The sequence below is a fragment of the Bacillus sp. MSP13 genome, assembly GCF_000815295.1.
Classification (GTDB): domain Bacteria; phylum Bacillota; class Bacilli; order Bacillales; family Bacillaceae; genus Bacillus; species Bacillus vallismortis.
Window position 1 is genome coordinate 419,123 of sequence record NZ_JXAQ01000011.1, and the last position, 15,373, is coordinate 434,495.

The following is a 15,373-nucleotide window of genomic DNA, read 5'->3' on the forward strand; positions in this document are numbered from 1 at the left end:
AGAATGCTGAAACAAAACGTTATGTCAGAAACAAAAGCGGAGCATGTGCTTCACGAGTATCAGCCGGGTGATTTTTTCATCGCATCCCCTCATCGCGTACTGTTAGCGAAAGGCGTAAGGGAAATCGTACCGAAGGCAGAAGGGCAAAACCAAATTGAAACCCTTTCCAGACGTATTGCAGAAACGCTGCGTCAAGCGAAGCAATCGGGACAAAGCCGCCCGCTTGTTGTCGGAGCCGTTCCTTTTGACCATGTAAAAGAAGCTCGGCTTATTGTTCCTGAAGAGGTGCGCTCATCAGGACCGCTTCAATTTGATTATACGGAGAATGAACAGCAGCCGGAAAATACATACCACATAGAGCCTGTTCCTGCACCAGAAGAATACAAAAATGGCGTCGAGCAAGGACTGGCACGCATTGGCAATGGCACGCTCAGCAAGATCGTCATGTCCAGATCGCTGCATTTGACATCGTCAGAACCGATTCAGACGGATGAACTGCTTCGCCATCTGGCGTGGCATAACACGCACGGCTACACATTTGCCGCAGACGTGTCCAGCCAAGCGGAACCGTCTTCCCGCCGAACATTGCTCGGTGCAAGTCCAGAGCTTCTCGTTTCAAGAATGGGAACTCATGTTGTTTCCAATCCATTAGCCGGCTCAAGGCCTCGCAGTGATGATCCTGTGGAAGACGAGCGCCGGGCTGCTGAATTGCTTTCTTCCGCAAAGGATCTCCATGAGCATGCGGTTGTGGCTGACGCGGTTGCGGCAGCGCTGCGGCCTTTCTGCCGGACGCTGGATGTTCCGGATAAGCCTTCACTGATCAAAACGGAGACGATGTGGCATCTGTCCAGTGTGATTAAAGGAGAACTTTCCGATCCGTCTGTAACCGCACTGGAATTGGCTGCCGCGCTCCATCCGACACCGGCCGTCTGCGGAACACCGACTGATCTTGCAAGAGAAGCGATTCTCAGCATTGAACCGTTTGACCGCGGTTTCTTCACGGGTATGCTTGGCTGGTGCGATGATGCGGGGGACGGAGAATGGATCGTGACGATCCGCTGTGCAGAGGCAGAAGAACGCTCGCTTCGCCTGTATGCAGGAGCCGGTGTTGTTGCCGGATCAAAACCCGAGGACGAGCTTCAGGAGACATCCGCGAAGTTTCGGACAATGCTGCGGGCAATGGGCGTGAATCATTTATGATCAGAATGAATTGCTGGAGGGATGCAACATGCTGAATGGATGTACGCCTTGGCCTGATGAGATAGCTGAGGCATATCGGAAGAATGGCTGCTGGGCCGGTGAGACGTTTGGGGATTTGTTAAGGGACCGGGCTGCCAAACATGGAGACCGCATCGCCATTACTTGCGGAAATACCCATTGGAGTTATCAGGAGCTTGACACGAGGGTTGATCGCGTGGCTGCCGGTTTTCAGAAGCTCGGCATTCAACAGATGGATCGTGTTGTGGTGCAGCTGCCGAATATCGCAGAGTTTTTTGAAGTCATTTTCGCGCTCTTCCGTCTGGGGGCGCTCCCGGTCTTCGCACTGCCTTCACATCGAAGCAGTGAAATTACATATTTTTGCGAGTTTGCTGAAGCGGCTGCTTATATCATTCCCGACTCTTATTCCGGCTTTGACTACCGTTCACTTGCCAGACAGGTTCAAAGCAAATGGCCATCTTTAAAACATGTCATTGTCGCAGGTGAGGCAGAGGAATTTTTGCCGCTGGAGGATTTGCATACAGAACCTGAAACCTTTCCTGAGGTCAAAGCTTCGGACGTGGCTTTCCTTCAGCTTTCTGGCGGAAGCACCGGCCTCTCGAAACTGATTCCGAGGACCCACGATGATTATATTTACAGTCTGAAGCGGAGTGTAGAGGTCTGCTGGCTCGACCACAGCACGGTGTATTTGGCGGCATTGCCGATGGCGCACAATTACCCGCTGAGCTCTCCCGGGGTTCTCGGCGTATTATACGCTGGAGGAAGAGTGGTATTATCTCCTTCTCCAAGTCCAGATGACGCATTTCCTTTGATTGAACGGGAACAAGTCACGATTACCGCTCTCGTTCCGCCTCTTGCGATGGTATGGATGGAGGCGGCATCCACACGCGATGACGATCTATCCAGCCTTCAAGTGCTGCAGGTCGGCGGCGCCAAGTTTAGCGCTGAAGCTGCGCGAAAGGTAAAAGCTGTATTCGGCTGCACGCTGCAGCAGGTATTCGGAATGGCAGAGGGTTTGGTCAATTATACGAGACTGGATGACTCTGAGGAAGTCATTGTCAACACCCAAGGAAAACCGATGTCCCCGTTTGATGAAGTGCGTGTTTGGGATGATCAGGAGCGTGACGTAAAACCCGGTGAAACAGGTCATCTGCTGACGCGAGGGCCGTACACGATTCGGGGTTACTATAAGGCAGAAGAGCATAACGCTGCTTCATTTACGAAGGACGGTTTTTACCGCACAGGTGACATCGTCAGGATGACACCAGACGGATACATTGTCGTTGAAGGCCGTGCGAAGGACCAAATTAACCGCGGGGGAGAAAAAGTGGCGGCTGAAGAGGTAGAAAATCATCTGCTGGCGCATCCGGATGTCCATGATGCGGCCATGGTTTCCATGCCTGACCAATTTCTTGGCGAAAGATCTTGTGTGTTCATTATTCCCCGGGATGAAGCCCCGAAAGCCGCAGTGCTCAAAGCGTTTTTGAGAGAACGCGGACTGGCTGCATACAAGATCCCCGACCGCATTGAATTTGTTGGCTCCTTCCCGCAGACAGGGGTGGGAAAAGTCAGCAAAAAAGCGCTTCGAGAAGCCATTGCCGAGAAGCTTCTTGCAGGTTCAAAAAACTAAAACAAACAATTTGAGAGGGAGTGTTCAAATGGCTATACCTGCCATTCAGCCGTATCAAATGCCGAAAGCGTCTGATATGCCGAAAAACAAAGTTTCATGGGTGCCTGATCCCAATCGGGCAGTTCTGTTAATACACGATATGCAAAACTATTTTGTCGATGCTTTCACAGCGGGATCGTCACCGGTAACAGAGCTTTCAGCAAATATACGGAAGCTGAAGGATCAATGTGCCCAGTTTGGAATTCCTGTTGTCTATACCGCGCAGCCTGGAAGCCAAAACCCGGCTGATCGGGCGCTGCTGACAGACTTTTGGGGTCCGGGGTTAAACAGCGGCCCTTATGAGGAGAAAATCATCACCGAACTGGCACCGGAAGATGCTGATCTCGTGCTGACAAAATGGAGATACAGTGCGTTTAAGAGAACGAATCTGCTTGAGATCATGCGCAAAGAGGGGCGCGATCAGCTGATCATTTCCGGGATTTACGCCCATATTGGCTGTCTCGTTACAGCATGTGAAGCATTTATGGAGGACATTGAAGCCTTTTTCGTGGGAGACGCGGTTGCTGATTTTTCATTAGAAAAACATCAAATGGCGCTGGATTATGCCGCGGGGCGCTGCGCATTTACCGTGATGACTGATAGTCTTCTCGATCAGCTGAAGAATGCGCCTGCACCTGCACCTGCTCAGAAAACGTCCGTAACGACTGGCAAAGAAGTGTTTACATGTGAGAACATCCGTAAACAAATTGCTGAACTTCTTCAAGAAACACCTGAGGAGATTACAGATCAAGAGGATTTGCTCGAACACGGGCTTGATTCGGTAAGGATCATGACATTGGTAGAACAATGGCGCCGTGAAGGAGCTGAGGTGACATTCGTTGAACTGGCTGAACGCCCGACGATCGAAGACTGGCAGAAATTGCTCACAACCCGCAGCCAGCAAGTGCTGCCAAACGCGGATTATTTATAAAGGGAGGGTAAACAAACGGATGCCTGATACAAAAGACCTTCAATATTCTTTGACCGGAGCGCAAACCGGCATATGGTTTGCACAGCAGCTTGATCCGGACAATCCAATCTACAATACGGCGGAATATATAGAAATCAATGGAACACTCAATATTGCTCTTTTTGAAGAAGCTTTGCGGCGTGTGATAAAGGAAGCGGAATCGCTGCATGTCCGCTTCGGTGAAAACATGGACGGGCCTTGGCAGATGCTGAACCCGTCTCCAGATGTACAGCTGCATGTTATTGATGTCAGCTCTGAGCCTGATCCGGAAAAAACAGCATTACACTGGATGAAGGCCGATTTGGCAAAGCCAGTCGATTTAAGATATGACCCTTTGTTCAATGAAGCTCTGTTTTTAGCCGGACCTGATCGTTTCTTTTGGTATCAGCGCATTCACCATATTGCGATTGACGGCTTCGGTTTTTCCCTCATTGCCCAGCGTGTGGCAAGTACGTATGCCGCGCTTATGAAAGGACAATCAACTGATGGTCGTTCCTTTGGTTCTCTCCGGGCCATTTTGGAGGAGGATGCAGATTATCGCGCATCAGAGCAGTACGAGAAGGATCGTCGATTCTGGCTGAATCGTTTTGCTGATGAACCTGAGGTTGTGAGTTTGGCTGATCGTGCGCCAAGAACATCTAACCGTTTTCTTCGTCATACGGCGCATCTGCCTCTATCTGATGTAAACACGTTAAAAGAAGCGGCGCGCTATTTCTCAGGAACCTGGCATGAAGTCATGATTGCGGTGACAGCTGTTTATGTGCACCGCATGACTGGCGCTGAGGATGTTGTGCTCGGTCTGCCCATGATGGGACGGATAGGGTCCGCATCACTGAAAGTGCCGGCTATGGTGATGAATCTTCTCCCTCTCCGGCTTTCTGTCAGCTCTTCGATGAGCTTTTCTGAACTTATTCAGCAAATTTCCCGGGAAATCCGCAGTTTACGGCGACATCATAAGTATCGCCATGAAGAGCTTCGGCGCGATCTGAAATTGATAGGAGAAAACCATAGGTTATTTGGTCCGCAAATGAACCTCATGCCATTTGATTACGGTCTCGACTTTGCCGGGGCCCAGGGAACAACGCATAATCTCTCAGCCGGTCCTGTCGATGATCTATCAATCAATGTCTATGACAGAACGGACGGCAGAGGGCTGCGGATTGATATAGACGCGAATCCTGAGGTTTACAGCGAGTTTGATATTCAGCTGCATCAGCAGCGTATTTTGCAGCTGATGCAAACGGCATCAGCCGGGGAAGACATGCTGATAGGGCAAATGGAGCTTCTATTGGCAGAGGAGAAAAAACAAGTCATTCGTGAATGGAATGAGACGGCAAAATCTGAGAAGCTGCGCAGCCTTCGGGACATGTTTGAAAGGCAGGCAATCCTTACGCCTGAACGTATCGCTCTCATATGTGATGGCGTTCAAGTAAACTATCAAGAGCTAAATGAAAAGGCGAACCGTCTCGCGCATCTGTTGATCGAAAAAGGGCTGGGTCCTGAGCAATATGTCGCTTTGGCGCTGCCGCGTTCCCCAGAGATGGTCGCTTCGATGCTTGCTGTACTAAAGACTGGTGCGGCGTATCTTCCGCTCGATCCCGAGTTTCCGGCCGACCGAATTTCTTACATGCTCGAGGACGCGAAACCTTCATGCATCATAACGACTGAGGAAATAACAGCCCGTCTGGCTGATGGCCTGTCTGTTCCGCAGCTTGTGCTTGATCAGACTGTGACGCAGGAGATTGTAAAACGTTATTCGCCTGGCAATCCCAATGTATCGGTTTCTCTTGCTCATCCTGCGTATATCATCTATACCTCAGGTTCAACAGGAAGGCCGAAGGGTGTCGTTGTTCCGCTGAAAAGCTTGAGTAATTTTCTGCTGTCCATGCAGGAGGCATTTTCTCTAGGAGAAGAAGACAGGCTGTTGGCTGTGACAACTGTCGCTTTTGATATTTCGGCATTGGAGTTATTTCTTCCGCTTATCAGCGGGGCGCAAATCGTGATCGCCAAGAAAGAAACGATCCGTGAGCCACAGATATTAGCTCAAATGATTGAATATTTCGATATCAATATTATGCAGGCGACACCGACACTATGGCATGCTCTGGTGACGAATGAACCTGAGACACTTCGGGGGCTCAGAGTGCTTGTTGGAGGCGAGGCGCTGCCGAGCGGCCTTTTGCAGGCGCTACACGAGCTCCAGTGTCCAGTCACGAACTTATACGGCCCGACTGAAACAACGATTTGGTCTGCAGCAGCTTTTCTTGAAAAAGGGGTGAAGGGCGTTCCGCCGATTGGCAAACCGATTTGGAACACGCAGGTATATGTGCTTGATCACGGTTTGCAGCCAGTGCCGCCGGGCGTTGTCGGAGAGCTTTATATTGCAGGAACCGGCTTGGCCAGAGGTTATTTCCGCCGCCCTGATTTAACGGCTGAGCGCTTTATTGCAGATCCATACGGACCGCCGGGGACTCGGATGTATCGAACCGGAGACCAGGCCCGCTGGCGCGCTGATGGCTCTTTGGATTATATCGGACGGGCGGATCATCAAATTAAAATCCGCGGATTCCGAATTGAACTTGGAGAAATTGATGCCGTGCTTGCCAAGCATCCGGACATTGAACAGGCCGCGGTTGTTGTTCGAGAAGATCAGCCGGGAGACAAACGATTGGTGGCATATATAGTCGCTGCAGCAGCTATTGATACTGCCGAGCTTCGCCGTTTTGTGGGCGCCAGTCTTCCAGATTATATGGTGCCGGCGGCATTTGTGGAGATGGACGAACTGCCATTAACACCTAATGGCAAGCTTAATCGAAAAGCGCTGCCAGCGCCTGATTTTAGCACATCTGTCAGCGATCGGGGACCGAGGACGCCACAAGAAGAGATATTGTGTGACTTGTTTGCCGAGGTTCTTGGTTTGGCACGCGTCGGCATTGATGACAGTTTCTTCGAGCTTGGCGGTCATTCTCTTCTTGCAGCCCGTCTGATGAGCCGCATTCGTGAGGTAATGGGCGCCGAACTCGGTATCGCCAAGCTCTTTGACGAACCGACAGTAGCCGGACTAGCTGCCCATCTTGATCAGGCGCAGAGTGTGCGTCCCGCGTTGCAAAGAGCTGAGCGGCCTGAAAAGATCCCGCTATCTTTTGCCCAGCGCCGGCTGTGGTTCCTCCATTGTCTGGAAGGGCCGAGCCCCACTTATAATATTCCGGTTGCTATCCGTTTGTCGGGTGAGCTGGATCAAAGTGTGCTGCAAGCGGCACTTTATGATCTCGTCTGCCGCCATGAAAGCCTTCGGACGATCTTCCCTGAATCACAGGGGACATCCTATCAGCATATTTTAGACGCTGATCAAGCCCGGCCTGTTTTACATGTTACAGAAATGGCTGAGAAGGAACTTTCTGAGCGGCTTGCCGAAGCTGTGCGCTACAGTTTTGATCTTGCAGCTGAACCTGCTTTTCGTGCCGAGCTTTTTGTCATCGGTCCTGGCGAGTGCGTGCTGCTCCTCCTCGTGCATCATATTGTCGGAGATGGCTGGTCCTTAACGCCTCTGACCCGAGATCTTGGGGCGGCATATGCGGCTCGCTGCCACGGTAAAGCTCCTGAATGGGCGCCCCTTGCTGTGCAATATGCAGACTATGCGCTTTGGCAGCAAGAACTGCTCGGAAGCGGCGATGATCCAAATAGTTTGATTGCCGGACAGCTTGCTTTCTGGAAAGAAACCCTCAGGAATTTGCCTGATCAGCTTGAACTGCCAACAGATTATTCACGTCCGGCTGAGCCGAGTCATGATGGGGACACGATTCATTTCCGCATTGAGCCCGAGCTGCACAAGCGATTGCAGGAGTTGGCCCGCGCAAATAGGGTGAGTCTGTTTATGGTGCTTCAATCCGGTCTCGCCGCTTTATTGACAAGGCTCGGGGCGGGCACTGATATTCCGGTCGGCAGTCCGATCGCGGGGCGGAATGATGATGCGTTGGGCGATTTGGTGGGGCTGTTTATCAATACATTGGTGCTCAGAACCGATACGTCCGGTGATCCAAGCTTCCGTGAGCTTCTTGACAGAGTGAGGGAAGTGAATCTGGCAGCCTATGAAAATCAGGATCTGCCGTTTGAGAGACTCGTTGAGGTGCTCAATCCGGCTCGATCGCGTGCGACGCATCCTTTATTCCAAATCATGCTTGCGTTCCAAAACACACCGGACGCTGAACTGCATCTTCCTGACATGGACAGCAGCCTGCAGATCCATAGTGTCGGATCTGCCAAGTTTGATTTGACGCTTGAAATCAGTGAAAACCGTCTTGCTGACGGGACTCCAAACGGATTGGAAGGGCTGCTCGAGTACAGCACGGATCTTTTCAAGCAGGAAACTGCACAAGCTCTTGCTGACCGTCTGATGCGCCTGCTTGAGGCTGCCGAATCTGATCCCGACCAGCACATTGGAAATCTGGACATCCTTGCACCAGAGGAGCGCAGCAGCATGGTGACAGATTGGCATAGTGTTTCTGACAAGCTTCCGCACGCATGTTTGCCGGAGCAGTTTGAGAAGCAGGCTGCTTTAAGACCGGATGCCATTGCTGTTGTGTATGAAGATCAGGCGCTGAGCTATGCTGAGCTGAATGAACGAGCAAATCGCCTTGCACGAATGCTGATCAGCGAAGGCGTCGGGCCGGAGCAATTTGTCGCTTTGGCACTGCCTCGATCATTGGAAATGGCTGTCGGGCTATTGGCGGTGCTGAAAGCCGGCGCGGCTTATTTGCCTCTCGATCCTGACTATCCGGCAGACCGAATCGCTTTTATGCTGAAGGATGCGCAGCCGGCGTTTATCATGACGAACATAAAAGCTGCAGCGCACATTCCGCCAGCGGAAAACGTGCCGAAAATCGTGTTGGATGATCCCGAACTGGCAGAGAAACTAAACAGATACCCTGCTGAGAATCCAAATAATACAGATAGAATTCAGCCGCTTTCTCCTTTGAATACGGCGTATGTTATATATACATCAGGCTCAACGGGTGTTCCAAAAGGTGTGATGATTCCTCACCAAAACGTAACGCGTTTATTTGCAGCCACTGATCACTGGTTCCATTTCAGCTCAGACGATACCTGGACCATGTTCCATTCCTATGCGTTTGACTTTTCGGTGTGGGAGATTTGGGGTCCACTGCTGCATGGCGGACGTCTTGTGATCGTGCCTCATCACGTCAGCAGATCGCCAGAATCGTTTCTCCGCCTGCTTGTCAAAGAGGGGGTGACCGTTCTGAATCAGACACCGTCCGCTTTCTATCAGTTGATGCAAGCGGAACGAGAGCAGCCGGATCTCGGTCAGGCACTCAGTCTGCGCTATGTCATTTTTGGCGGGGAAGCGCTTGAACTCAGCCGTCTAGAGGATTGGTATAACCGCCACCCTGAAAATAGACCGCAGCTGATCAATATGTATGGGATTACAGAAACGACAGTGCATGTCAGCTATATTGAATTAGACCGAGAAATTGCGGCTTTACGGGCAAACAGCTTGATCGGATGCGGCATTCCCGATCTTGGCGTATATGTGCTGGATGAGCGCTTGCAGCCGGTGCCGCCGGGTGTTGCCGGAGAGATGTATGTATCAGGAGCGGGATTGGCAAGAGGCTATCTAGGGCGGTCTGGCCTAACAGCGGAACGCTTCATAGCCGATCCGTTCGGTCCTCGGGGCACTCGGATGTATCGCACTGGAGATGTGGCCCGCCTCCGCGCTGATGGCTCTCTCGACTATGTCGGCCGTGCCGATCATCAAGTGAAAATTCGGGGCTTCCGGATTGAACTGGGAGAAATTGAAGCTGCGCTCGTTCAGCATTCGCAGCTTGAAGATGCGGCAGTAATCGTGCGTGAGGATCAGCCGGGAGATAAACGGTTGGCAGCTTATGTCATACCTTCTTCGGAAGAAACGTTTAATCCGGCGGAACTGCGCAAATCTGCTGCTGAGAGGCTCCCGGATTACATGGTGCCTTCTGCCTTTGTGGCGATGGAAGAATTGCCGTTGACACCGAATGGAAAGCTTGACCGTAAAGCGCTGCCCGCTCCGGATTTCACAGCGGCAGTGACAGGACGCGGACCAAGAACACCGCAGGAAGAAATCCTTTGTGACCTGTTCATGGAGGTGCTTCACTTGCCGCGTGTCGGTATTGATGACCGTTTCTTTGATGTAGGCGGCCATTCCCTGCTTGCTGTTCAGCTGATGAGCCGCATCCGCGAAGCGCTCGGTGTTGAACTGAGCATCGGCGTCCTATTCGAAGCGCCGACTGTTGCCGGGCTTGCTGAAAGACTTGAAATGGGATCAAGCCAAAGCGCACTTGACGTTCTGTTGCCTCTCCGAACAAGCGGAGACAAGCCTCCTTTATTCTGTGTGCATCCGGCAGGCGGTCTCAGCTGGTGCTATGCCGGTTTGATGACGAATGTAGGAACCGATTATCCGATCTACGGATTGCAGGCACGGGGTATCGGGCAGCGCGAGGAGCTTCCGAAAACACTTGATGACATGGCTGCCGATTATATTGAACAAATCAGAACGGTTCAGCCGAAAGGCCCGTACCATCTGCTGGGCTGGTCCCTTGGCGGGAATGTTATTCAAGCAATGGCAACCCAGCTGCAACATCAAGGAGAAGAAATATCTCTGCTGGTGATGCTGGATGCTTACCCGAACCACTTCCTTCCTATAAAAGAGGCGCCGGATGATGAGGAAGCGCTTATTGCCCTTCTGGCGTTAGGCGGGTACGATCCAGACAGCTTAGGCGATAAACCGCTTGATTTTGAAACGGCGATTGAGATTCTTCGCCGTGACGGCAGCGCGCTTGCGAGCCTGGATGAATCAGTCATTTTAAATCTGAAGAACACCTATGTCAATTCTGTCGGCATTTTAGGCTCATATAAGCCGAAAACCTTCCGGGGAAATGTCTTATTTTTCAGATCAACAATCATTCCTGAATGGTTTGATCCGATTGAACCAGATTCGTGGAAGCCTTATATTAACGGACAAATTGAACAAATCGACATCGACTGCCGTCATAAAGATCTTTGCCAGCCCGAACCGCTCGCTCAAATCGGCAAGGTTCTCGCTGTCAAACTGGAAGAAATGAATAAATAAAGGGGGAAGAAAGAGATGGCAAATCCTTTTGAAGATGCGAATGGCACATATTTAGTGCTGATTAATGAGGAGGGCCAATATTCTTTGTGGCCCGGTTTTATCGATGTGCCGAGCGGCTGGACAGTCGTTCATGAGCAAAAAGGGCGTGAAGCTTGTCTAGACTATATCCAATCGCATTGGAGCGATATGAGGCCAAATAGCCTAAAAACGGTTGAAAATGTGTAATAGCAAAAAAGAGACTGCTCGCCGCAGTCTCTTTCTTCTATTTATGCAGGCGTTTGGGTATGATCACAATCTCTGACGGGGTTTCCGTTTTCATCCGTACACCAAGATTGGGATAAAAATGCTAAAAACACAGCGGCCCACTGATCGGCAAATTGAATCAGAATGCCTCCGTCATGCCATGAACCGTTGTCTTTTTTCCAGCGGCTATCCATTGCATTTCCTTGATTCATATGGATATTGTGCATGCCGTTAGTCGGAGTAAATCCGAATATTTTATCTGCAGTCTGTTCCGGCCCGAATTTTGAGCCAAAAAGATAAACCGGCGCTTTCTCTACTAGCGCTTTCTTCATGTACGTTTCAATGAAATCATTTAAATCATTATCAGGCCCCGTAATTTCATGCCGCAAAGGCTTCATTTCCCGCGAGTCAAACAAATGGCCCCGCACGTAATCCAGTGCGATTTCACGGTTTGCCTCGGTGATCCTTGCGTATCCATACGGCATGTTCGGAAGGGTGGTGATCGTGCTTGAATTAAACTGATCATCTGCCACATACAATACTTCAGATTCCTCAGAGCTGGACATCACATTGATGGCGCACCTGTAATACGTATTCTCCTCACCAAGCACTTTGACTTGGAAATGAGGACTGTCATCATCTGTTTCCCGCTTCATGTCTAAGACAATGCCTTTTAAAACGCCATATTGCTGAACAGCCATATGAATCCCCCTTTATGATCGAGTTCATCGTCTTAGTTCGTGAAATGGTTCCTCTTTTCCTTTTAAAAGATAAAAAAAGCCTGCAGAAAATCTTTCTGCAGGCTTCATGTGAATTAAGCACCCGCTACAGATGACTCATCCTCTAAAGCCTTCTCTGCAGGTACATACTCGTATCCTAAATCCTTTGCCACAGCCTCATAGGTCACGTGTCCGTTCGCTGTGTTTAAACCGGCTCTCAGTGCCGCATTGTCTGCGAGCGCTTTTGCTGCTCCTTTGTTCGCGATTTGCAGCGCGTATGGAACAGTAACGTTTGTCAGCGCGATTGTTGATGTCCGAGGGACAGCGCCCGGCATGTTTGCCACAGCGTAGTGGACAACGCCGTGTTTTTCATATGTCGGCTGATCATGTGTGGTAATATGGTCGACAGTTTCGACGATGCCGCCTTGGTCAATTGCAACATCGACAATCACTGAACCAGGGTTCATTTGTTTTACCATTTCCTCGGTGACAAGAGTCGGAGCTTTAGCACCCGGAATTAATACCGCGCAAATGAGAAGATCCGCTTCCGCCACAGCATCTGCGATATTGACCGGATTTGACATTAACGTTTTCATCTGATGGCCGAAAATGTCATCAAGCTGGCGCAGGCGGTCTGCGTTTAAGTCGATGATAGTCACGTCTGCACCGAGTCCGACAGCCATTTTCGCAGCGTTTGTGCCGACGGCGCCTCCTCCGATAATCGTTACTTTGCCGCGGGAAACGCCTGGCACTCCGGCAAGCAAAATGCCTTTTCCGCCCTTAGGTTTCTCCAAAAATTGAGCTCCGATTTGCGCTGCCATTCTGCCTGCAACCTCTGACATTGGCGTCAGAAGCGGCAATGACCGGCCGTCACTAACCGTTTCGTATGCGATCGCCGTAACGCCTTTTTCTTTCAAGGCCTGTGCAAGCTTAGGCTCAGCTGCCAAATGAAGGTACGTAAACAGCACAAGTCCTTCACGGAAGTAGACGTATTCTTCCGGCAGCGGTTCTTTGACCTTCATGACCATTTCAGCGTCCCATACCTGTTTCGGATCAGCGATGATTTCCGCTCCTGCTGATTCATAGGCTTCATTTTCAAATCCGCTTCCAAGGCCCGCGCCTGTTTCAACGAGCACCCGGTGGCCGTTTGAAATGAGTTGAGAAACGCCTCCAGGTGTTAGTGCCACGCGGTTTTCATTGTTTTTTATCTCTTTAGGAACCCCTATGATCATATCTGTCTCCTCCTGTACATGTGATGTTTTTAGTGTAGCTTGATTCTTTAGAAAATTCTTTGTTTGAATAAGAAAATAAAAAAACATGGATTTGTGAAATTTCACAAATCCATGTGCCGAAGCTTGATATCTAAATAAATGGTGAATTTTTGATTTATATTTTTTAAATCGATTTCAGCAATCTGGCTGATACGTTTGAGGCGGTAATTCAACGTATTAACATGTATATTTAACACCTTGGCAGCGGTATTCACGTTGCTGTCAGCTTCTATAAAACGTTCTAGTGTTTCTACCATATCTGACTGATGATCCCGGTCATACTGTTCCAGTTTGGAAAGCGAATAATTGAAATATCCCGTCTGCTTCCGTTTTTCATCTAAGACATCCAAGTATTGATAAATGCCTAGCTCAGAAAAGCTGAAAAGATGTTGGGTCTCTTCTGCGAACCGTTCCTTCGCTTTTAAAACGGACAATGCTTCCTGATAGGAGCGGGAGACAAAAGAAATAGAGTTGTATATTCCCCCAAAAGCGATTGAAGCGCCTTCTATTTTATACCGTTCCTTCAGCTGTCGTTGCGTACTGAAAGCAAACTGTTTTAAATCTTGAAAAGGACGGTCTGTTTTGGGCGCGGTCAAAATAATAAGTTCATTGGAATCCACGGTCGTCAGCAGCACGTGAACCTGCTGGGTTGTTTCCTGCAAATATTGCAGCTGCTGTTCAATTTTTTCCGTCAGCTCACCGTTTATCCGGATGATCATCACGGAAAACTCAGAAGGAGCAACCATTCCAAGCTTGTGGAATCCATCGGCCATGTCGCGCTCCTGGTGAATATGTCCAGTAAGCATTTTCCAGAAAAACTCTTGGCTTCGTTCTTCATTTTTCGTTTTTCTGATTTGGAGCTTGAGAAGCTTGTTTCTCACTGCTTTTGCCGCCATTTGCAGTGTCATCAGATCATCGTCAGACAATGTCTTTTGGATCTCAAGCGCCCATATGAAGCCAAGCACTTGGTTGTTTTTCCAAATCGAAATGGCAACACGGTTACTAAGCCCGACCTCATCTATCTGCTGTACTCTGATCGGCTGTTCCGTTTTTAAAAGAGTTGGGATCGTCCCGTCCTTCCACAACTTGTTAATGACCTTCTCCGGCACTCTTCTGCCAATGATTGTAGCGGTTCGGGCAGGGTCTGTGCAGTCGCTGTGTGTACTGTAGGCAAGCAGTTTGTGGTTGACATCCTCTATAGTGACAGGGCAACGCAGCACGTCGCTGATATGATCAGCCACATCTTCAAGTCTGTCAAAACTGTATTGAAACGGATCATTCGGCATGGTCATAAATCTCCCTACTTTTTCATGCTTGATTTCTCTTTGACATTCATTCTCTACCTTTTATTATGATTGTTGTTGTTTGTGAAAATCAACAACAAAGAACGGAAGCAAAACAACCGAGTAAACGGTATACTAAAGAAACGTATATGATGTAAGCTTACCTTATTATAATTTTAAGAAGGTCATCAGACGGCGAGAAGAAAAGAAAAAAACTGAACCTTTCAGAAATGGTGCTGTAGCATCAAATTTTCTGAAAGGTTTTTTTTGGGAGTTGGAGAATCATTTGGGTCTTTTGGATTATTCGGAGGATGAAGAGAAGATTAAGAAAATGAACCTACTTGTTTAACAATATATGTCATTTTTAAGTGATGCGGGATAAACCATTGGACTCATTTTGTAAAATTAAAACATATTTGTTTGACTGTGCCGAAAAACTGTTTTTATAATAATGACGTTCTAAAAATAAGTGAATTAGCCCATATTTAGGCTGATGGCACAGGAGGTAATGAGGAATATGGCAGGATTAATTCGTGTCACACCCGAAGAGCTAAGAGCGATGGCGAAGCAATACGGCGTTGAGAGCCAGGAAGTATTAAATCAGGTTGATCGTTTAAACCGTATGATCTCTGATTTGAAAAGCATGTGGGAAGGTGCTTCAAGCGAAGCGTTCGCAGATCAATACGAGCAGCTCAAACCTTCATTTATCAAAATGTCAGATTTGCTTCAAGATGTGAATCAGCAGCTTGATCAAACTGCAAATACACTTGAGTCTACTGACCAAGACATCGCAAATCAAATTCGCGGATAACAGTATGAAAGGGAAGGAGCGCCTGATTCAAGAGAAGACGGCGCTCTTTCTATGTAAGGGTGATCCTAA

The 15,373-nt window shown here is 49.3% G+C and carries 8 protein-coding genes and 1 pseudogene; 6 read left to right on the forward strand and 3 right to left on the reverse strand.

What is annotated here, in order from left to right; genetic code table 11:
• Positions 1-3 precede the first annotated feature (3 nt).
• Genes dhbC through SC79_RS14325 form a run of 5 tightly spaced genes read left to right on the forward strand, consistent with a single transcriptional unit; the run spans position 4 to position 11,202 of the window.
• Positions 4-1,200, forward strand: a complete 1,197-nt coding sequence (dhbC, locus tag SC79_RS14305) for an isochorismate synthase DhbC (RefSeq protein WP_039075616.1) — start codon at positions 4-6, stop codon at positions 1,198-1,200.
• A gap of 28 nt (positions 1,201-1,228) precedes the next feature.
• On the forward strand, positions 1,229-2,848 hold the full coding sequence (locus SC79_RS14310; protein WP_039075617.1) for a (2,3-dihydroxybenzoyl)adenylate synthase: 1,620 nt from the start codon (positions 1,229-1,231) through the stop codon (positions 2,846-2,848).
• A gap of 28 nt (positions 2,849-2,876) precedes the next feature.
• Complete coding sequence (locus SC79_RS14315; protein WP_039075618.1) at positions 2,877-3,818, forward strand: isochorismatase; 942 nt, start codon at positions 2,877-2,879, stop codon at positions 3,816-3,818.
• 19 nt (positions 3,819-3,837) lie between these two features.
• Positions 3,838-10,977, forward strand: a complete 7,140-nt coding sequence (locus SC79_RS14320) for an amino acid adenylation domain-containing protein (protein WP_039075619.1) — start codon at positions 3,838-3,840, stop codon at positions 10,975-10,977.
• Between the two features lie 15 nt (positions 10,978-10,992).
• Positions 10,993-11,202, forward strand: coding sequence for an MbtH family protein (locus SC79_RS14325; protein ID WP_039075620.1), 210 nt, complete (start codon positions 10,993-10,995; stop codon positions 11,200-11,202).
• A 41-nt stretch (positions 11,203-11,243) separates the two neighbouring features.
• Here the strand turns inward: SC79_RS14325 and SC79_RS14330 are convergent, their stop codons facing one another.
• The 3 genes and pseudogenes from SC79_RS14330 to SC79_RS14340 form a co-directional block, all read right to left on the reverse strand.
• Entirely contained in the window at positions 11,244-11,921 is a 678-nt protein-coding gene (locus SC79_RS14330) for a YukJ family protein (protein WP_039075621.1), read from the reverse strand.
• A gap of 113 nt (positions 11,922-12,034) precedes the next feature.
• Positions 12,035-13,171 carry an alanine dehydrogenase gene (gene ald / locus SC79_RS14335; protein WP_039075622.1) on the reverse strand — a complete coding sequence of 379 codons (1,137 nt, stop codon included), beginning with the start codon at positions 13,169-13,171 and terminating at the stop codon, positions 12,035-12,037.
• 101 nt (positions 13,172-13,272) lie between these two features.
• A pseudogene (locus SC79_RS14340) lies at positions 13,273-14,542 on the reverse strand (PucR family transcriptional regulator).
• Between the two features lie 468 nt (positions 14,543-15,010).
• Between SC79_RS14340 and SC79_RS14345 the strand changes: the two are divergent.
• Complete coding sequence (locus SC79_RS14345; protein ID WP_003220661.1) at positions 15,011-15,304, forward strand: WXG100 family type VII secretion target; 294 nt, start codon at positions 15,011-15,013, stop codon at positions 15,302-15,304.
• The last annotated feature ends 69 nt before the right edge of the window (positions 15,305-15,373 follow it).

Coding starts and splice junctions, on each gene's coding strand:
- SC79_RS14345 (WP_003220661.1), top strand. CDS start 15,011: ATGGCAGGATTAATTCGTGTCACACCCGAAGAGCTAAGAGCGATGGCG.
- SC79_RS14325 (WP_039075620.1), top strand. CDS start 10,993: ATGGCAAATCCTTTTGAAGATGCGAATGGCACATATTTAGTGCTGATT.
- SC79_RS14315 (WP_039075618.1), top strand. CDS start 2,877: ATGGCTATACCTGCCATTCAGCCGTATCAAATGCCGAAAGCGTCTGAT.
- SC79_RS14330 (WP_039075621.1), bottom strand. CDS start 11,921: ATGGCTGTTCAGCAATATGGCGTTTTAAAAGGCATTGTCTTAGACATG.
- SC79_RS14320 (WP_039075619.1), top strand. CDS start 3,838: ATGCCTGATACAAAAGACCTTCAATATTCTTTGACCGGAGCGCAAACC.
- dhbC (WP_039075616.1), top strand. CDS start 4: ATGCTGAAACAAAACGTTATGTCAGAAACAAAAGCGGAGCATGTGCTT.
- SC79_RS14310 (WP_039075617.1), top strand. CDS start 1,229: ATGCTGAATGGATGTACGCCTTGGCCTGATGAGATAGCTGAGGCATAT.
- ald (WP_039075622.1), bottom strand. CDS start 13,171: ATGATCATAGGGGTTCCTAAAGAGATAAAAAACAATGAAAACCGCGTG.